Origin of the sequence: Microbacterium canaveralium, assembly GCF_047238045.1 — a bacterium.
GTDB lineage: Bacteria > Actinomycetota > Actinomycetes > Actinomycetales > Microbacteriaceae > Microbacterium.
This window is the reverse complement of sequence record NZ_JBDFMA010000003.1, coordinates 2,381,183-2,399,367: the sequence shown is the minus strand read 5'-3', so window position 1 is coordinate 2,399,367 and position 18,185 is coordinate 2,381,183. Positions and strand designations below refer to the sequence as shown.

Annotated in this window: 22 protein-coding genes; 15 read left to right on the top strand and 7 right to left on the bottom strand. The window is 69.4% G+C overall.

Annotation, left to right across the window (positions count from 1 at the left end; translation table 11 throughout):
* Positions 1–110: 110 nt before the first annotated feature.
* Both sp36 and ABC271_RS12445 read left to right on the top strand, forming a co-directional pair.
* A complete protein-coding gene (gene sp36 / locus ABC271_RS12450) occupies positions 111–329 on the top strand; it encodes a Sp36 family protein (protein ID WP_412925161.1) in 219 nt (72 codons plus the stop codon).
* Positions 326–793: a RidA family protein gene (locus tag ABC271_RS12445; RefSeq protein WP_412925160.1), complete on the top strand. Its 468-nt coding sequence runs from the start codon at positions 326–328 to the stop codon at positions 791–793. Before sp36 ends, ABC271_RS12445 begins: the two co-directional genes overlap by 4 nt.
* 60 nt (positions 794–853) lie before the next feature.
* Here ABC271_RS12445 and ABC271_RS12440 read toward each other — a convergent pair whose 3' ends face one another.
* The 6 genes from ABC271_RS12440 to acs all read right to left on the bottom strand — a co-directional run bounded on the left by ABC271_RS12440 (position 854) and on the right by acs (position 9,053).
* The gene (locus ABC271_RS12440) at positions 854–2,029 is read right to left on the bottom strand and encodes a bifunctional 2-methylcitrate synthase/citrate synthase (protein ID WP_412925159.1); all 1,176 of its coding nucleotides are present in this window, start codon (positions 2,027–2,029) and stop codon (positions 854–856) included.
* Positions 2,030–2,031: 2 nt separating this feature from the next.
* Complete coding sequence (gene prpB / locus ABC271_RS12435) at positions 2,032–2,934, bottom strand: methylisocitrate lyase (protein ID WP_412925158.1); 903 nt, start codon at positions 2,932–2,934, stop codon at positions 2,032–2,034.
* Positions 2,935–3,073: 139 nt separating this feature from the next.
* Positions 3,074–4,600 (bottom strand): MmgE/PrpD family protein, encoded by a 1,527-nt coding sequence (locus tag ABC271_RS12430; protein ID WP_412925157.1) that lies wholly within the window; start codon positions 4,598–4,600, stop codon positions 3,074–3,076.
* Complete coding sequence (locus tag ABC271_RS12425) at positions 4,597–5,259, bottom strand: GntR family transcriptional regulator (RefSeq protein WP_412925156.1); 663 nt, start codon at positions 5,257–5,259, stop codon at positions 4,597–4,599. Before ABC271_RS12425 ends, ABC271_RS12430 begins: the two co-directional genes overlap by 4 nt.
* Before the next feature lie 154 nt (positions 5,260–5,413).
* Entirely contained in the window at positions 5,414–6,970 is a 1,557-nt protein-coding gene (locus ABC271_RS12420; RefSeq protein WP_412925155.1) for a succinic semialdehyde dehydrogenase, read from the bottom strand.
* Between the two features lie 115 nt (positions 6,971–7,085).
* On the bottom strand, positions 7,086–9,053 hold the full coding sequence (acs, locus tag ABC271_RS12415) for an acetate--CoA ligase (protein ID WP_412925154.1): 1,968 nt from the start codon (positions 9,051–9,053) through the stop codon (positions 7,086–7,088).
* A gap of 420 nt (positions 9,054–9,473) precedes the next feature.
* On the opposite strand from acs, the gene ABC271_RS12410 reads away from it, so the two are divergent.
* The 4 genes from ABC271_RS12410 to ABC271_RS12395 are packed head-to-tail and all read left to right on the top strand — an operon-like array spanning position 9,474 to position 13,005.
* Positions 9,474–10,454, top strand: a complete 981-nt coding sequence (locus tag ABC271_RS12410) for a TadA family conjugal transfer-associated ATPase (protein WP_412926159.1) — start codon at positions 9,474–9,476, stop codon at positions 10,452–10,454.
* A 47-nt stretch (positions 10,455–10,501) separates the two neighbouring features.
* Positions 10,502–11,323: a pilus assembly protein TadB gene (locus tag ABC271_RS12405; protein WP_412925153.1), complete on the top strand. Its 822-nt coding sequence runs from the start codon at positions 10,502–10,504 to the stop codon at positions 11,321–11,323.
* Positions 11,324–11,355: 32 nt separating this feature from the next.
* Positions 11,356–11,514, top strand: coding sequence for a hypothetical protein (locus ABC271_RS12400; RefSeq protein ID WP_412925152.1), 159 nt, complete (start codon positions 11,356–11,358; stop codon positions 11,512–11,514).
* Positions 11,515–11,517: 3 nt separating this feature from the next.
* Positions 11,518–13,005 (top strand): recombinase family protein, encoded by a 1,488-nt coding sequence (locus tag ABC271_RS12395; RefSeq protein WP_412925151.1) that lies wholly within the window; start codon positions 11,518–11,520, stop codon positions 13,003–13,005.
* On the opposite strand, the gene ABC271_RS12390 is transcribed toward ABC271_RS12395, so the two are convergent.
* On the bottom strand, positions 13,002–13,187 hold the full coding sequence (locus ABC271_RS12390; RefSeq protein ID WP_412925150.1) for a hypothetical protein: 186 nt from the start codon (positions 13,185–13,187) through the stop codon (positions 13,002–13,004). The two genes, ABC271_RS12395 and ABC271_RS12390, sit on opposite strands and share 4 nt — an antisense overlap.
* 713 nt (positions 13,188–13,900) lie before the next feature.
* Between ABC271_RS12390 and ABC271_RS12385 the strand changes: the two genes are divergently transcribed.
* From ABC271_RS12385 to ABC271_RS12345, 9 genes are all read left to right on the top strand, one after another.
* Entirely contained in the window at positions 13,901–14,047 is a 147-nt protein-coding gene (locus ABC271_RS12385; RefSeq protein WP_412925149.1) for a hypothetical protein, read from the top strand.
* Positions 14,047–14,478 carry a hypothetical protein gene (locus ABC271_RS12380; protein ID WP_412925148.1) on the top strand — a complete coding sequence of 144 codons (432 nt, stop codon included), beginning with the start codon at positions 14,047–14,049 and terminating at the stop codon, positions 14,476–14,478. The genes ABC271_RS12385 and ABC271_RS12380 overlap by 1 nt, the downstream gene beginning before the upstream one ends.
* Positions 14,475–15,875 (top strand): AAA family ATPase, encoded by a 1,401-nt coding sequence (locus tag ABC271_RS12375; RefSeq protein WP_412925147.1) that lies wholly within the window; start codon positions 14,475–14,477, stop codon positions 15,873–15,875. The genes ABC271_RS12380 and ABC271_RS12375 overlap by 4 nt, the downstream gene beginning before the upstream one ends.
* A 3-nt stretch (positions 15,876–15,878) precedes the next feature.
* The gene (locus ABC271_RS12370; protein WP_412925146.1) at positions 15,879–16,646 is read left to right on the top strand and encodes a hypothetical protein; all 768 of its coding nucleotides are present in this window, start codon (positions 15,879–15,881) and stop codon (positions 16,644–16,646) included.
* Entirely contained in the window at positions 16,639–16,785 is a 147-nt protein-coding gene (locus tag ABC271_RS12365; RefSeq protein ID WP_412925145.1) for a hypothetical protein, read from the top strand. Before ABC271_RS12370 ends, ABC271_RS12365 begins: the two co-directional genes overlap by 8 nt.
* On the top strand, positions 16,785–17,087 hold the full coding sequence (locus ABC271_RS12360; RefSeq protein WP_412925144.1) for a hypothetical protein: 303 nt from the start codon (positions 16,785–16,787) through the stop codon (positions 17,085–17,087). Before ABC271_RS12365 ends, ABC271_RS12360 begins: the two co-directional genes overlap by 1 nt.
* Positions 17,087–17,419: a hypothetical protein gene (locus tag ABC271_RS12355; RefSeq protein ID WP_412925143.1), complete on the top strand. Its 333-nt coding sequence runs from the start codon at positions 17,087–17,089 to the stop codon at positions 17,417–17,419. The genes ABC271_RS12360 and ABC271_RS12355 overlap by 1 nt, the downstream gene beginning before the upstream one ends.
* A gap of 132 nt (positions 17,420–17,551) precedes the next feature.
* Positions 17,552–18,016, top strand: a complete 465-nt coding sequence (locus ABC271_RS12350) for a hypothetical protein (protein ID WP_412925142.1) — start codon at positions 17,552–17,554, stop codon at positions 18,014–18,016.
* Positions 18,013–18,183, top strand: a complete 171-nt coding sequence (locus ABC271_RS12345) for a hypothetical protein (protein WP_412925141.1) — start codon at positions 18,013–18,015, stop codon at positions 18,181–18,183. Before ABC271_RS12350 ends, ABC271_RS12345 begins: the two co-directional genes overlap by 4 nt.
* Positions 18,184–18,185: the final 2 nt, after the last annotated feature.

Genomic DNA, 18,185 nt, shown 5'->3' with positions numbered 1-18,185 from the left:
AGGCTTGATGCTAAGCGACGTTGCTGGGCGATGCCTCGAAGGCGTGCGCTCGCGCGCGTACGCGTCCACCCTCTCGCTCGACCGCCGAGCCGACCCTGCCGGGAGCCCCGATGACCACGTGGGAATACCTCACCACGCCGCTGCTGATCCATAACACCGCCGCGATCCTCAACAACTGGGGCAAGCAGGGCTGGGAGCTCGTCCAGGTCGTGACCGGCCCCGAGGGCGGTCTCGTCGCGTACTTCAAGCGTCCCGTGGGCGGGGGCGAGGCGAACGCGGGCCTCGGTGCCGCCGCGACCGCCGCGCGCCAGTTCGAGGGCGAGCAGTGAGCGTCTCGGAGCGCCTCGCCGCGCTCGGTGTCGAGGTCCCCGGTGTCGTCCCGCCCGTCGCCGCGTACATCCCCGCGAAGCGTCACGGCGACCTGGTGTACACCTCCGGCCAGCTTCCCATGGTGCAGGGTGCGCTTCCGGCGACCGGCAAGGTCGGCGAGGGCGAGGGACTCGTCTCTCCCGCGGATGCCAAGACCTACGCGCGCCAGTCCGCGCTCAACGCCCTCGCGGCCGCCGCGTCCCTCGTGGGAGGGGTCGACAACATCACCGGTGTGCTCAAGATCACCGGGTTCGTGGCATCCGTCCCCGAATTCACCGGCCAGCCCGGCGTCATCAACGGGGCGAGCGAGTTTCTGGGCGAGGTGTTCGGCGAAGCAGGAGCCCACGCGCGCTCCGCGGTCGGCGTTCCGGTGCTGCCGCTGGACAGCCCCGTCGAGGTCGAGGTCGTCTTCACCGTCGCCTGACGTCGGACGAGACCCCGGGGCGGTGCCTGCACCACCCGGGGTCTCGCTCGGTGGCGGCTCTTACTCCGCCTCCGCCTCGCGCTCGGCGATCTCCCGCTCGGCGTCGCTGGTGACATAACCCTCGATGTGGCGCTCGTCCGGACCGTTGTAGGCCGAGAGCGGTCGGATGAGGGCGTTGGATGCCGCCTGCTCGATGATGTGCGCCGTCCACCCCGTCACGCGCGCGGCGACGAAGAGCGGCGTGAAGGTCGGGGTGTCGAAGCCGATCAGGTGGTACGCGGGACCCGAGGGATAGTCCAGGTTGGGGTAGATGCCCTTCCGCCCGACGAACTCGCTCTCGAGGGCGTCGTAGAGTTCCGCCAGGTCGCCGGCGCCGTAGTGTGCGACCAACGTGTCGAGCGCCGCTTTCATCGTCGGGACGCGCGAGTCGCCCTTCTTGTAGACCCGATGACCGAAGCCCATGATCTTGCGCTTCTCGGCGAGGGCCGCGTCGAGCCACGGCCCGACGTTCTCGGCCGACCCGATCTCGTCGAGAATGTCCATGACGGCCTCGTTCGCGCCCCCGTGGAGGGCGCCCTTGAGCGCGCCGATGGCGCCCACCACCGCGGAGTACAGGTCGGCGGTGGTGGAGGTGATCACGCGCGCCGTGAACGTCGAGGCGTTGAACGAGTGCTCGGCGTACAGCACCATCGACACCTCGAACGCGCGGGCGACGACCTCGTCGGCCTCCTCGCCGAAGGTCATCCACAGGAAGTTGCGGGCGTAGTCGAGGTCGGTCCGGGGTTCGACGATCTCCTCGCCGCGGCGGCGTCGCTGGTCGTACGCGACGATCGCCGGGATCTTCGCGAAAAGCACCTTCGCTTTGGCGAGGTCAGCCGCCGCGGAGTTGTCGGCCACCTCCGCGGCCGGGGCGAGGGCGCCGAGCACGGAGACGGCGGTGCGGACGACATCCATCGGGTGGGCGTCGAGCGGCAGGAGGTCGATCGTCGTGCGAACCGCCGGATCGAGGGCGCGGTGAGAACGTTCGAACTCCTCGAACGCGTGCCGTTCGTCGGCCGTGGGGAGGTCGCCGTTCCACAGCAGCAGCGCGACGGCCTCGAACGGCTGGGTCGCGGCGAGTTCCTGAACGGGGTATCCGCGATAGAGCAGGCTGTTGGTCTCGGGATTGACCTTGCTGACGGCGGTGTAATCCACCGTTACCCCGGCCAGGCCCTTTCGGATCTCGACGTCGGTCATGCTCACTCCTTCGTGATGGTGAAGTCGAACACGTTCGCGTCGAAGCGCGAGTAGTGCTCGTAGTCGATGAGGTCGTAGAGGTCGGCCCGGTGCTGCATCTGGTCGAGCTGGTCGCGGAGGTGACCCTCGGATGCCAACGCGTCCAGGCCCCGGCCCGCGGCCCCCATCGCCAGGCGCAGGAGCGACACGGGCCAGATGACCATGTTCACCCCGACGTCCCGCAATTGGTCGGTGGAGAAGAGGTCGGACTTCCCGAACTCCGTCATGTTGGCCAGGATCGGCACGTCCAGAGCCGCGCGCATGGTCTCGAACTCGCCGAGGTCGCGCATCGCCTCGGGGAACACCGCGTCGGCGCCGGCGTCGACCAGGGCTTTGGCCCGGTCGACGGCGGCATCCAAGCCCTCGACCGCTCGCACATCGGTGCGCGCGATGAGGAGGAAGTCGGGGTCGCGACGCGCGTCGACGGCGGCGCGGATGCGCTTGATCGCGGTGTCGGCATCCACGACGCTCTTGCCGTCGAGGTGGCCGCATCGCTTCGGATTGACCTGGTCCTCGATGTGGGTTCCGGCAAGACCCGCGTCTTCGAGCGTCTGGATCGTGCGAGCGACGTTCATCGGCTCGCCGAAGCCGGTGTCGGCGTCGATGATCGCCGGAAGCTCCGTCATGCGCGCGATCTGCTGCCCGCGTCCCGCCACCTCGCTGAGGGTCGTCAGCCCGATGTCGGGCAGCCCCAGGTCGGCCGAGATGACGGCACCCGAGATGTAGACGCCCTCGAAGCCCTTCCGCTCGATGAGCCGGGCCGACAGCGGGTTGAAGGCTCCCGGCATCCGCACGAGTTCTCCGGATGCCAGCTTCTCGCGCAGCGCGCGACGCTTCTGCGCCGGGGTGGTCTGGGAATACAGCATCAGTTCTCCTCCGCCGGACGTGCGCAACTCCGGAAGATCTGCGTCGTGGTGGTGCGGGCGTCGCGGAAATGCGCGGGTGTCCGGCCGCCGGGCGTGGGAATCTCAGGAGTTGCGCACGCCGCGGGTCCGGGCCGGCGCATCAGAACAGTCCCTTCGGCGCGGGAGCCAGCGCCAGGACGCCGGGCTTGGCCACGATCGTGAGCTGCAGCACCTCGTCGGCGGTCAGCTCGGGCAGGCGCTGAGCAAGGTCGAGGAAGCGCTCGATCTCCTCGGGCGTGAGCACCGGCTCGGCCAGCAACCGGAACTTCCGGATGTAGCCCTCGCGGGCGAACGGGCGAGCGCCGAGCGGGTGCGCGTCGGCGACGGCGATCTCGTCCTCGACCACCGAGCCGTCGGCGAGCGTGATGACCACGCGGCCGCCGAAGGCCTTCTCGTTCGGGTCCTCGGAGTGGTAGCGGCGCGTCCACTCGGCATCCTCGGCCGTGGTGGTCTTGTGCCAGAGGGCGACCGTGTCTTCGCGGCCGGCGCGCTCGGGCGTGTACGAGTCGACGTGGTGCCACGCGCCGTCCTGCAGGGCGACGGCGAAGATGTAGGGGATCGAGTGGTCCAGCGTCTCGCGCGACGCCGTGGGGTCGTACTTCTGCGGGTCGCCTGATCCCGAGCCGATCACATAGTGCGTGTGGTGGCTGGTGTGCAGGACGATGGATGCCACGTTCGCCGGGTCGCGCAGGTCGGGACGCTCCGTGCCGAGGCGCCGGGCGAGGTCGATCCACGCCTGGGCCTGGTACTCGGCGGAGTGCTCCTTCGTGTACGAGTCGAGGATGGCGCGCTTGGACTCGCCCTCGGCGGGGAGGGGCACGTCGTAGGTGGCCTCCGGGCCGCCCAGCATCCACGCGATGACACCGTCTTCACCCTCGTAGATGGGGGAGGGGCTCGTCTCGCCGCGCATCGCGCGGTCGACGGCTTCGATGGCCATCTTCCCGGCGAAGGCGGGGGCGTGTGCCTTCCAGGTCGAGATCTCGCCCTTGCGGGATTGCCGGGTGGCGGTGGTCGTGTGCAGGGCTTGGCCGATCGCCTGGTAGATGGTCTCCTGGTCCAGGTCGAGCAGGGTCCCGATCCCGGCGGCGGCGGACGGCCCGAGGTGGGCGACGTGGTCGATCTTGTGCTTGTGCAGCGAGATGGCCCGGACGAGGTCGATCTGCACCTCGTACGCCGTGGCGAGCGCGCGGACGACCGCGGCGCCGTCGCGCCCGGTGTGCTGCGCGACGGCGAGCACGGGCGGGATGTTGTCGCCGGGGTGCGAGTACTCGGCGGCGAGGAAGGTGTCGTGGTAGTCGAGCTCGCGGACAGCCACGCCATTCGCCCATGCGGCCCACTCGGGGCTCGAGCGGCGCTCCAGCGTGCAGCCGAAGACGGTCGCGCCGACGCCGCCGATCGAGACGGCGTGGTCGAGAGCCTGCTGCCGGGCCGCGCTCACGGGGCGGCGGGTGAGCGAGGCGGCCGCGACCGCAGCGTTGTCGATGACGCGATTGATGATCATGTCGACGACGTCGTCGTCGACCGCGACGGGGTCGACCGCGAGGCGTGCGAGGGCCCACGCCAGCTGTCCTTCTCGCGCGAGATTCTCGTCGCTGCGGTGGACACGGAGGTGATGGGTGATCGTCATGCGGAGGCCTTTCGGTCGGGCGAGGGCACAGCGTCGTCGAGGGACTCGAGGATGCTCGTCAGGGCGTTGTACAGGTGCACGTGGGTCGCGTGTGCGGCGAGATCCCCGTCGCCGGCGGCGATCGCGGCGGCGATGAGGCGATGCTCCGACACCGAGGCAGCGAGCCGCTCGGGCTGGTAGCGGGCGAGACGGCGCACGCGCACGAGGTGCGTGCGGACGGTGCGGAGGGCGAGGGTCAGGTATTCGTTCGCCGCAGCGGCGTCGAGCGCCGCGTCGAACTCGGCGATGAGGCGGTAGTACGCGTCGCGGGCGGGTTCGCCGTCGAGGCGTGCGGCGTCGAACGCGGCGACCAGAGCGGCGAAATCGGCGGAACGGTCGGATGCCGCCGCGAGGCGTGCCGCGGTCTCCTCGAGTGCGCGTCGAACGACGAAGAGTGCCCGGATGTCATCGCCATCGACCCCCGTGACGACCGTGACTCGCGGCGAGACCTGGGTGACGAGGCCGTCGGCGGTGAGGCGGGCGAGGGCGGTGCGCAGGGGGGTCCGGCTCACGCCGAGACGTGCGGACTGCTCGACCTCACCGAGGACGGTTCCGGGGGCCAGGGCGCCGGTCTGGATCTGTTCGAGGAGCGCGGAGTAGGCGCGGTCGCTGGCGCGCATGGCATCCCTCCTCGCCGTCGATTCTCCTCAGTGTATACAAAAAGCGCGCCGGAGAGCGTCGTGGGGCCCGAGGTTGCGTTCACGGTATACAGATGCGGAAAACGGCGAGTCTCGCGGGTGCGGAGCCCGCGGGCGTGAGCCGGTACGTCAGCGTTCAGATACGGAAGAAGCGCATCGCGCGGACGGCCCGGGTCATGGTGGTCGCCCACTGTGCGGCGGTCATGCCCCGGGGAGGCGCGATCGGCATCACCCGCTGCTCCGAGATCGTCTGGGATTCGGTGTACTTCAGCAGGCCCGTCTCCCCGTGGCGGCGCCCAACCCCGGACTGCTTCCACCCGCCCATCGGAGACGCGTGGCTGCCCCACGTTGCGGTGTACCCCTCGTTGATGTTCACGGTTCCGGTCTGCACTTTGCGCGCCGAAGCCCATCCGCGCCGCGATGACGACGTCCAGATGCTCGCATTGAGGCCGTAGGCGCTGTCGTTCGCCCGGTCCAGGGCTTCGGTATCCGAATTCACCCGGTACACCGCGACCACCGGACCGAAGGTCTCCTCCTCGGCCAGCAGCGCATCCGCCGGGACATCGACGAGGATGGTGGGCTCGTAGAAGTAGGGTCCGAGGTCGGGCCGGGCGCGGCCGCCGGTGAGGACGGTCGCTCCGCGGTTCACGGCGTCGACGACGTGACGCTCGACCCGGTCGAGCTGCGCCTGGCTCGCGAGCGACCCGACCTCGTGCGACCAATCCAGTCCGGCTCCCACGGTCAGCGCTTCGGTCGTCTCCACCAGTCGCCGGAGGAATCGGTCGTGGACGCTCGCGTGCACGTAGATCCGCTCGATGCTGACGCAGAGCTGGCCGGTGTTGGCGAACGCCGCGCGCACGGCGCCCGCGGCCGCGCGATCCGGATCGGCGTCCTCGAGCACGAGGAGGGGGTTCTTCCCTCCCAGTTCGGCGGAGAAGTCGATCAGGCGGTCCGCGCAGGCCCGCGCGACGCTCTTCCCTGTGCGGGTGGACCCCGTGAACATGATGAAGTCGGAGCGGGCGATGAGTTCGGGGCCGACGCGCGAGCCCTCGCCGATCACCACCTGCAGCAGATCCCGCGGGAATCCCGCTCTCTCGAGGAGTTCCTTGACGAGCAGCGCGGTGAAGGGGGTCTGGGAATCGGGTTTCACCACGACGGCGTTGCCGGCGAGAAGCGCGGGCAGAGAATCGGTCGCCGTCAGGGTGAACGGGTAGTTCCAGGGGCTGATGATCCCCACCACGCCTTTGGGATGATGCACGTGGCGCGTGCGGGTTAGAAGGGGAATCGCGCCGGGGCGGCGACGTTCTCTCAAGATCGCGGGGGCGACGCGGGCGAAGTATTCGGACGCCCGTGCCACGTCGAGGACTTCTTCGAACGCGCTCGATCGGGATTTCCCGGTCTCCAGTTGCACGTGGTCGAGGATCCTCCCTTGCTCGGCGAGGACAAGATGGGCGAATCGCCGCGCGGCGGCGGCGCGCGAGGCGACCGGGGTTCGCGCCCACGTCTTCTGTAGGCGCCGCGCCGTGCGGAATGCCTCATCGAGGTCGCTCTGCGTCGAGCTCGCGACGACCCCCACCACCGTTCCGTCGAAGGGGGTTCGGATCTCTTCTTCCGGCCCCGTGGCGGCCGCCGTCGAGGCGTCGGCGAGGCGGATCGGATAGCTCGTCTTCATCGACGTGCGCGCAGTCGGCATGGCGCGAATCTAGTTCTTCCGGACGACGGCGGGAAGGACGTGCTTCTGCGGGCGGATCGTGTCCGGACCGGAGTCGTGGATGCCGAGAGCCCCGGCATCCACGATTTCCCGTGTCCTACTTCACCTGGGCGCTGATGACGCTCATGACGGCGGTGTCGGCGAGGGTCGTCGTGTCGCCGACCTCGCGACCCTCGGCGACATCACGCAGCAGCCGCCGCATGATCTTGCCCGATCGGGTCTTCGGCAACTCGCCCACGATGTAGACGTCGCGCGGGCGGGCGATCGGACCGATCTGCTCGCCGACCCATTTGCGCAGCACGTCGCCGAGCCCGTCGACGCCGTTCTTCTTCATGTAGCGGCTCTTGATGATCACGAAGGCGACGACCGCCTGGCCCGTGGTCTCGTCGGATGCTCCGACGACCGCAGCCTCGGCGACACCCTCGTGTCCGACGAGCGCCGACTCGATCTCGGCGGTCGAGAGGCGGTGGCCGGAGACGTTCATGACGTCGTCGACGCGGCCGAGGAGCCACACGTCGCCGTCGTCGTCGAGGCGGGCGCCGTCGCCGGCGAAGTAGTAGCCCTTGTCGGCGAACTTCTGCCAGTACGTCTCGACGAAGCGGTCGGGGTCGCCCCAGATTCCGCGCAGCATGCTCGGCCAGGGCTCGGTGATCACGAGCAGTCCGCCGTTGCCGTGGCCGACGTGTTCGCCGGCGTCGTCGACGACGTCGATGGAGATGCCGGGGAGCGGCACCTGCGCCGAGCCGGGCTTCGTCTCGGTGACGCCGGGGAGGGCGGAGATCATGATCGCGCCGGTCTCGGTCTGCCACCACGTGTCGACGATCGGGGCGCGGTCGCCGCCGATGATGTCGCGGTACCAGATCCACGCCTCGGGGTTGATGGGTTCACCCACCGAGCCAAGCAGTCGGAGCGACGACAGGTCGAAGCTCTGCGGCACGTCGCGGCCGATCTTCATGAACGACCGGATGGCCGTGGGGGCGGTGTAGAAGATCGTCACGCCGTGGTTCTGGATGAGCTCCCACCAGCGGCCCGGGTGCGGCGTGTCGGGCGTGCCCTCGTAGAGGAGCTGCGTCGCCCCGTTGGCGAGCGGACCGTACGTGACATAGGTGTGGCCGGTGATCCAGCCGATGTCGGCCGTGCACCAGTACACGTCGGTCTCGGGGTGCACGTCGTGCACGACCCGGTTCGTGAAGGCCGCCTGCGTGAGGTAGCCGCCCGAGGTGTGCAGAATGCCCTTCGGCTTCCCCGTGGTTCCGGAGGTGTAGAGGATGAACAGCGGGTTCTCGGCCGGGAACGCCTCGGCCTCGTGCTCACCCGATGCCTGCGGCACCACGTCGTGGTACCAGATGTCACGGTCGTCGGTCCACTCGACCTCGTTCTCGCCGCGCTTGACGACCAGCACGTGCTCGACGGTCTCCTGGATGCCGGACCCGTTGCGGTCAGCGAGGGCCTGGTCGACCGCGGGCTTGAGGGGGGAGACCTTGCCCTTGCGCCAGCCGCCGTCGGCGGTGATGACGAGCTTGGCTCCGGCGTCGTCGATGCGGGACCGCAGGCTGTCGGCCGAGAAGCCGCCGAACACGACCGAGTGCACGGCCCCGATGCGGGCGACCGCGAGCATCGAGGCGATGGCCTCGGGGATCATCGGCAGGTAGATCGCGACGCGGTCGCCGCGTTCGATACCCAGGTCGATCAGGACGTTCGACAGACGCTTCACTTCGTCGGTGAGCTCGGCGTACGTGACGTTGCGCCGATCGCCGGGCTCGCCCTCCCACCGCAGCGCGATGCGGTCGCCGTTGCCGGCCTCGACGTGGCGGTCGAGGCAGTTGTAGGCGACGTTCAGCTCGCCGTCGGCGAACCATTCGGCGAACGGCGGGTTCGACCAGTCGAGCACGGTCGTGAAGGGCGTGTGCCAGTGCAGCTCGCGCGCCTGATCGGCCCAGAAGCCTTCGCGGTCGGCGGCGGCGCGCTCGTACAGACTCGCGTCGGCGACGGCGTTCCCGGCGAACTCCGCCGACGGGGAGAAACGGCGGGTCTCGGTGAGGAGATGATCGATCTGGCTGCTCATCTGGCGCTCCTTCGCGGTCGAGGCACGGCGCATCCTCGCGCCACGGTCACGTTATCCCTCCGCCGCGAACGGCGGTTACCTCCGATAGTTGGCATCGGTCCGAGACGACCCAGCTGATATATCGCTCGCTTTTCAAGCCATTCCGGTTCCGTCGTAGTCGCGGGGCGGTTAGTCTGGTCTCTGCCCGAACATCGCTTCCGGCAGCGCGTCGGGGGGAGCCCCCCAATTTTTCCCCGGCGCGTGGCGGCATCCCTCGCCCCCCATTGACGGGATGCCGCCCCCTTCTTTTTCCGGGCCCGTCGAGTGGGCCGTCGGTTCCTCCCCAGGCCGCGAAGACGCGGAGTCCTCCACGGATGGACTCTTGCGCACCTCGGGACGGTGGGCGTCTTTCGTACGGTCGTCGACGTGACTTCCCCTCGTCTGTTCGCCGTCCCTTCGCCTCACGTCTCAGGCGGGGGAACTACTTCCTCGTGGGCCGATCCGGCGCTCGCGTTCCTTCGGCCGTTCCTCGACGACCCGGGGGTGACCGACGTCTTCGTCAACGGTGAGGACGGACTCTTCGTCGACCGCGGCGCGGGAGCCGAGCGGGTGCCGTCGTGGCGGGCGAGCGAGACGGAGGTGCGGCGGCTGGCCGTGCGGATGATCGCGCTCGGCGGACGGCACCTCGATGACGCGTCGCCCTGCGTCGATGTCCGGCTCGAGCGGGGAGTTCGAGTGCACGCCGTGCTGGCTCCGATCGCCACGCGGGGAACGTCGATCTCCATCCGAGTCCCCCGGTGGGATGCGCCCGATCTCGCGAGCCTCGGCGAAGCGGGGATGTTCCCCGTCGCGGTCCGGAAGCGGCTCGAGGGGCTCGTCGCCGAACGGTCGAACATCCTCGTGACCGGCGCGACCGGGGCCGGGAAGACGACCCTGCTGTCCGCACTCCTCGCCCGCGTCCCGCACACCGAACGGATCGTCACGATCGAGGAGGTCGCCGAGCTCCGGCCGCGCCATCCCCACCACGTCGCCCTCGAAGCGAGGCAATCCAACCTGGAGGGGGCGGGCGGGATCGGTTTGCCGGTTCTGGTGCGGGAGGCGCTGCGCATGCGGCCGGACCGTCTCGTGCTGGGGGAGTGTCGAGGACCAGAGATCCGTGAGCTTCTTCTCGCGTTGAACACAGGACATGACGGTGGCGCAGGAACGCTCCACGCCAGGGGTCTCACCGAAGTCCCGGCGCGCTTGGAGGCGTTGGGTGCGCTGGCGGGAATGGATGCCGTCGTGCTGGCGCGTCAGGCCGTCAGCGCCCTGCACGCCATCGTGCATGTCGAACGTGTCGGCGGGCGTCGGCGCGTGGCCGGCGTCGGCCGCCTCATGCTCAGGGCTGACCGGCTCTGGATCGACGAGGAGCCCGGACGATGACGGTACCCCCTGCAGATGAGTCCGAGGTAGCGGCGATGGAAAGCGTCATGAGACTCGCCGTTCTGTTGTCGGCGGGTCTCGCCCCGGCTGTGGCGTGGCGTCATCTGGCCGGTGGCAACCCGCTTCTCACCGCCGCGGCGCTCGCAGCTGAGAGCGGAGAGGACGTCGGCGCCGTTCTGCGCTCGCGCGGCGGGGTGTGGTCGGATATCGGCGCGATGTGGGGCATCGCTGACGCCGTCGGGGCGCCACTGGCCGACACGCTTCGTTCCGCCGCGGCCGCCCTGCGCGACGCGAGCGAGGTGCGGGCCGAGGTCGCGGTCGCTCTCGCCGAACCGATCGCGACGGCGCGCCTGTTGACTTGGCTTCCGCTCCTCGGCCTCCCGCTCGGTGCAGCGCTCGGGCTCGATCCGTTGCGAATGCTCGACGAGCCGCTCGGGGTGTGCGCGCTCGTTCTCGGGCTCGGGCTCGTCGGTGCATCTCGGTTCTGGACAAGACGACTGGCCCGTCGCGCGCAGCCCGACGACGAGATCCCTGGGTGGGATGCCGAGCTCATGGCTGTGGCTCTGTCGTCCGGGGCGTCCATCGAGCGTGCGTGCGCGCTCGTCGGGTCGGGTCACGGCGGGCCGTCCACGGGCGTGCTGGCCGCTCTGGATCTCTCGTCGCGGGCAGGAGCTCCCGCGGTCGAACTCCTCCGCGGTGAGGCGTGGCTCGCCCGCCACCGCGCTCGAACGCGCGGTCGCGAAGGTGCCGCGCGATTGTCGACGAGGCTGCTCGTCCCTCTCGGCGTGTGCACGCTTCCCGCGTTCCTTCTTCTTGCCGTCGTGCCCGCCGTGCTCGGTGTCATCCGGTCCACGGTCGTCCCCGTCTGAAACTTCGTCCCCGACAAGAAATGAGGAGTCCGATGTCCTTTCCCTTCCTGCGTCCCGCAACGAAAGCCCCGGCGATGCCCATGCTGACCTCCGGTCGCGCGAATGCACTGTTCCTCGACGATCGCGGCGCCGCCACCGCGGAGTACGCCATCGCGACGATGGCCAATGTCGGAGCATTACAGCAGAATTGAGACATGACTCCGAAGTCGAAGCCGGCACTCGTGCGCGCGGCCGTCTACGCGCGACAGTCTGTCTACGAGCCCGAAGGTATCGAGCGACAGATCGAGAAGTGCCGCGAGCTCGCCGCGCTTCGTGAGTACGACGTCGCGGATGTCTACGCCGACGACAACGTCTCGGGATACCGCGACCGAGGCGACGGCACCGCGTTCGCCCGGATGCTCGACGACGCCCGCGGCGGGAAGTTCGACGTGCTCGTCGTCCGCAAGCTCGATCGGCTCGCCCGCTCTCTGTCGGCGATCGAAGCGCTCACAGCGGCAAAGGTGCAAGTCGTCACGACCGACGGCGAGCTCGATCTCACCACGGTCAACGGGCGGCTCATCGCGAACGTCCTCACGGCCGTCGCTCGCGCAGAGAGCGAGACGAAGGCCGAGCGCCGCGTCTTCGCGAACGCCGGCCGGCGACGGGAGGGTATCCCGACGTCGGGCCGCGTCCCCTACGGCTACCGATGGGTGCCGACGAAGACACGCAAGGAGCGCGGCAGCGTCGAAGCCTACGAGCTCGACGGCGAGCGCGCCGAAGACGTGCGGCGCATCTATGACGCTTTCCTCGCGGGCGTGCCGCTCGGCTCGATCGCCCGGGATCTCAACGACGCCGGCAAGCGCACGGCGGCGACGAAGCGGCATCCCGAGGGCGTGCCCTTCACGGCGACGACGCTCCGACGCATGCTCATGTCGCCCTACTACGCCGCGCTGCTCCCGCTCCCCTCCGAGGACGGGGGCGCCTACGATCAGGGCGCGATCACCCGGGGCTCGTGCGAGGTCGGGAAGTGGCCGTCGATCGTCAGCGTCGAAGAGTGGGAAGCCGCGAAGGCGAAGCTCGCCCACCCGTCGCGCAAGACGTCGCCGGGACCGACGCGCCGGTGGCTGCTCTCGGGGCTCGCGGTGTGCGGCGCTGACGGATGCGGGAAGCCGATCCTCGCGGGCGGCGGCGAGAAGGGCGTGCACAGCTACCGGTGCCCGTCGATGCGTCACTTCATGCGCCAGGGCGACCCGCTCGACGCCTTCGTGGAGCGCTACGCGGTGGAGTACATCGCGAAGCACCGTGGGGCGCTGCTCGTGCCACGTGAGCGCGCCGACGCCGCGGCGATCAACGCTGAGCTCGCACGGCTCGACGCCGCTCTCGTCGAGCTCGGGGAGGACCGCGACGCCGGCATCATCGACCGCGCCGAATACCTCCGTCGCCGGCCGCGGCTCATCTCGAAGCGCGACGCCCTACGCCGCGAGCTCGCCGACGGTGCCGACCGCTCGGCGCTCGAAGGTATCGTCGCGGCGGGCGACGTGCTCGCGACGTGGCGCGGCCTCACGCTCGGCGAGAAGCGCGCCGTGCTCGGCGACCTCTTCGAGATCCGCGTGCTCAGCGTCGGGCAGGGCAACCGGCGCAACATGCCCGCGGATAAGTTCGCGCGGACGGTGACGATAACGCCGGTCGGCGCCGCGGCTTAGTCGTCGGTGCTCTCGAAGACGACGGGGATGCCCGGGCCGTAGGCGACGTACGTCGTGCCGCCGCCCTCCGCGTCGAATTGCATCACGCCGGGCTCGCCCTTGAAGAACGCCGCGAGTAGATCCTCCGCGTCGTCACTACTAATCGGGAGCTCTTTGCCGTTGTAGGTCACAGTCATCGCCATGAGCCGACACTATCCGTCGCTCGGGTACGCGATAAGGGCGACGGCGAGCGCCGTTGTCATTGCAGCGCGCCCCGGCGCGGCCCGCTATCCCGTCATCGACAGGAAGATAAGGGCGACGGCACACTCAGCGAGACGGCGGCGTTGGGGTCGCGCGATATGTGACGGGCTCGGGCGCGAGGTCGTACGTAGATACGTGGCTCGCGACGACGCTGCATCTCTACATCTCTACTGTTCCCGGAACAGTTCCCGACGTTCCCGGAACAGCGTCACGATCTGTTCCCGATGTTTCCGGGGCTTTAGCCCGGAACACGGAACAGGTGACAGACGGCACAGGGCACACACCGCAGCGGCCTCGCGGTGTGAAGGCATGAAGACGGAGAGCCCGACACGCCCGTCAGCCGTAATCCCGAAGTGTCACGAATACGGGGGAACGCTGTTAAGATGAACGCGTCTACAGACGTTCGATCGTCATCGGGACCGTGGCTCTGAGGAAGGTACGCGCGGATCTCTCCCGGTAGATGAGGATCGCGAGATGACGCGTATCGGTCTTCGACCGGCGCCACTCTCTCGCAAACCGGCAGGGCTTGACCGCCCACCGGGGAGACGGCTTCAAACCCACCGCAACAGCGGCGGAGGCTACAGCCGGTCGACCGACACTCGGCCCGACATCGGGAAATGAGTGCTCGTGGTCTGACCGATTGGGCTTCCCCATCGTGGCTACCTCCACCGCTCCCGAGCACGACCCGCTCGACGCGCTCTTCCCCGACCCTGACGGCGTCATCGCCGCACTCGTCGCCGATCTCCCCGCCCCGGCTCCCGAGTCCGCCGCCCGCGTCTCCGCGCTCCTGGCGGTGCGGTGATGCCTACCGTCCGCACGTCCGAAGAGGCGCGAGCACTCATCGCGAAGCGGTGGGCGAAGCCGCGCCCCGCTCCGAAGGACAAGCGCGTGCGCGCGTTCCCCGCCGGCTCCGCGCTCGAAGAGCATTGGATGCGCCGCGCTGACGAGCTCGGGCTCGTCCCCGACGGCATGTCGCGCAACGCTCACCGTCGCCTCGCGAAGCGTCTTTCCGACGACGACACTGCCCGCAAGATCGCTCGTGTCCGCGAGGCGCATCCCGTCGAGATCCCCGAGGACGACGAGCTTCTTCTCGCGCACTACGAAGCCGAGGCGTCGCGCTGGCGCGCTCGGGTGAAGCGCGACCGCGAGATCGCCCTTGAGCACGAGCGTCTTGCCGAAGAAGCCGAGGGGCGGCTCGCCGATCTCATGTTTCGTCTCGGGATGCTCTCGTGAAGATCAACGACGTCACGCATATCGCGGTGAGCCCCGCCACTCGCGACGAGATCGTCGCCCGTGCCGTCGATCGCGTGAAGCGCGACCCCGACAACATCGCCGTCGCCGCGGCCGAAGTCTGGCGCGCAACCGGGATGCCGCGGCGAGAGATCGTTGACCTTCTCGTCGAGCACGCGCCCGAGATGGAGCCGAAGCACGAGAAGAAGATCCGTCGGCGTGCGAAGAAGGCCGTCGAGAAGGTGCGCGACGCCGACACGCGCGGCTTCGTTCGGATCGCTCCCGACGAGCTCGCGCAGCGGGAAGCGCTCGACGACAAGAAGGCCGAGATCCGGCTCCGTCGTCAGGCGCAGCGCGAAGTGGAAGCCGAGGAAGCTGCTCAGGGCGACGAGCCGGCCGACGACTACGCCGACGTCGCCGAGCTCATCGCGAAGGGCGTCGAGCGCCGCGTGCCGGATGCCGGCGGGCTTCGCGCTGACGGCGTGCGTCTCGCCTACAGCGGGGCCGTCAACGGGCTCGTCGGCCCGCCTGAGAGCGGGAAGACGCTCGTCGCCATTGCCAGCGCGTGCGACACGCTCAAGGCCGGCGGGAGCGTCCTCCACGTCGACAGCGACCACAACGGCGCCGAGGCGACGATCTCCCACTACCTCGCGGCCGACGGCGTCGAGCCCGACGTGCTCACCGACCGAGCTCGCTTCCGCTACGTCGACGTCCGCTCGGCCGATCACCTTCGCCGCGTCGTCGCCGAGGCCGCGGAATGGTCCCCGTCGATCGTCGTCGTCGACTCCGTCGGCGAGATCGTGCCGCTCTTCGGTGGCGACTCGAATTCGAACGACGACTATCGCCGCATCCACCGCGAGATCTTGTCGCCCCTCGCCGACGCCGGCGCCGCGGTGCTCGTGCTCGATCACGTCACGAAGGAAGAGGGCCGCGGCGGGTACGCGATCGGCGCTGGCGCGAAGAAGGCCGCGATCGACGGCTCATATCTCGCCGTCGCTCCCGTCGAGCCCTTCGTGCCGGGAGTCGGCGGCGCCGCGGCGCTGACGATCCTCAAGGACCGGCACGGCGGGCTCCGTGCCGAGTCCCCGGCCGGGAAGAGCCCGACCGCGGCCGTCTTCCGGCTCGACTCTCGCTCCAACGTCTCGACGTGGGAATTCCACCGCGGCCGCTCGGCCGAAGAGCGCGACGACGAACAGGCCGAGGCCGACGTCGAATTCGTGCTCGGGCTCGACCCCTTCCCGACGAGCCGCACGAAGCTACAGGCCGCGCTCCGCGCCGCACAGGGCAAGGGGTGGCGCGACGAACGCGCGAACGCCGCGCTCACCGCCGCTCGCGCCCGCCGAGAAGCCCCGAAGGTCACTTTCGACCGCGAAACCAACGAACGAATCACGAAGGACTGAACCATGCTCAACACCCACATCGCCGGCGTCACCATCGTTGTCCCCGACCCCGAGCGCATTCCCGTACCGAAGACCCGGAAGGCGATCGAGCGAGGTGTGAAGGCCGCGCGCCGCGCCGAGGCCGCCGGCCGCGACGCTCAGGAAGCGAGCCGGCTCCGTCACGAAGCCGCCGAGCTCGCGCGTCTCAAGACGGCCGCGATCCTGGACGCGGACCCCGACGCCGAGCTCGGCGACCCTGACGAGCTCATCCGCCGGGCCGAGGCGCACGAGAAGCGCGCCTTCGCCGAGTGGAACGCGCGGACGCTCTTCGAACAGCGACAGGTCGGTGCAATCCGCGAGGCCGTGCTCGACGAGCGTGCCGCGTGGGCGAAGCACGCCGTCGCCGACGCGTCGACGGCGCTCGCAACGCTCGCCCTCGCACTCGACACCGCCCGCGAAGCACGCGAAGCTCTCTACGCGTCCGTCGGCGTCGCCGGCATGCTCACCCGGCTCGCCGTCGACCCGTCCGCGCCGATCGCGATTCAGCACAAGGCCTACGGCTATACCTTCGACATCAACCCGGCGATCGAAGGGCTCGAAGAAGCTCTCCGCAACGCCGCCGACGAGCTCGACGAGATCAAGGCCGCGCTCAAGGGCTCCACGGGTGAGAAGCCGAAGCGGGCGCGAAAGTCGCTCAGCGAGGCGCAGGGCGCCGCGGAGACGGCACCCGCGCCCGTGCCCGCCGCCCTGGCCGAGCCGGTCGCCTTCGAGATGGGCGCCGACGATGACTGACTCGATCGAGCGCGACTTCGCAGCTCCCGACGTGACGATCCCGCCGCAGACCGCCTACGTCTACACCGAGACGGTTCGGCTGCTTGACCGCATGGTCGATCTGCTCGACCGGATCGTCACCGAAGCGGGGGTGAAGTGATGAGTCTCAAGCGACCGCGCCGGCGCGACTACGGCAGCGAGCCGGATTGGCTGAACGCCTGTCTCCGGTATCTCGATGCGAAGTGGCCGGCCCGCGAGGACTTCCGCAAGCGCATCGCCGCGTGGCAGCGGTGGAGCGTCGAGAGCGACACCGAGACGCTTCGCGCTCGCATCCGCGACCTGATCCTCGCCGACACCCTCACCGACGAAGAGAGCGCCGAGCTCGACGAGCTCATCGACGCATGGAAGGCGCGTCAGCGCCGCAACCGACCGACCCCCGAACCGACAGATAGGAACCGATGATGACGACGGCAAGCGAGAAGGCCGCGGCCTTCCTCATGGGTAACGCGGCGGGCGACGAGCGGCCCGGCTCGCAGCGGCCGGCGACCGGCGAGTATGCACGGCTCCGCGAGCTCGTGCTCTCCGACGACGACCTCTCCGACGACGACATGGAAGAGATGCGCGAGCTCAACGCGAAGTATCGCGCCGGCACAATCACGGGAAGCCCGGCCCGCACCGCCTACAAGCGGCAGAGCGTCGCCGGCGAGCGCGAGGGCGACAATATGGGCGGTGGTCGCGAGCCGCAGACGGCAAGCGAAGCCGCCGCGGCGCACCTTCTGGGGCGGTCGTCGTGAGCACCGTCGCCAACGTGCCGCACATCGCGACGCCCGAAGAGATGGAAGCGTGCCTCGCTCGAATTGAGACGACACTGACGTCGATCCGCTCGAAGCTGGTCGCCGGCATCGCACGAGAGCGGGGTGAGAGCGGTGACCGATCCGCGGACGCCGGTCGATGAGCTTCGCGCTATCGCGAGCGAGCTCGACGGCATTAAGCGCCGGCTCGACGGGCTTGAATCGCCGTCGGGCACTCAAGCCTTCCGCACCGTCGCGAAGCTCTCGGCGCTCGTCGACAACATCCAGGAACAGTTAGACGAGTACAACGCGAGCCGGTGGACGAATGCTCAGATCACGGCCGAGATCAACTCGCGCGTCAGCGCCGCGATCGCCGCAGCCTTCGCGGGCAACGTCTCGATCACCGGCTCGCTCACCGTCAACGGTGCGCTCGCCGCGGCGTCGCTCTCGACCGGCGGCGGACTCTCGGTCGGCGGCGGTGCGACCGTCAACGGCGCCGTCACCCTGCCCGACGTCTACAACACGAACATCGTCGGGCTCGGCGGCTCTCGGAAGACCGTGTGGGTTCGCGACGGTGGCCGGATGGGCAACACGGCATGAACGCCGCCGCGTGCAAGGTCGACCACTCGCCCGAGACGGGGTCGCTCGTCGTCTGCACGTGCGGCTTCGCGCTCGGCCCCTTCATGGATCATGCTCGCGCCGTCGAGATCGCCCGACAGCACCGCAAGGTGCATAGCGGGCTCCCGATCTACGGCCGCGGCGAATAGAC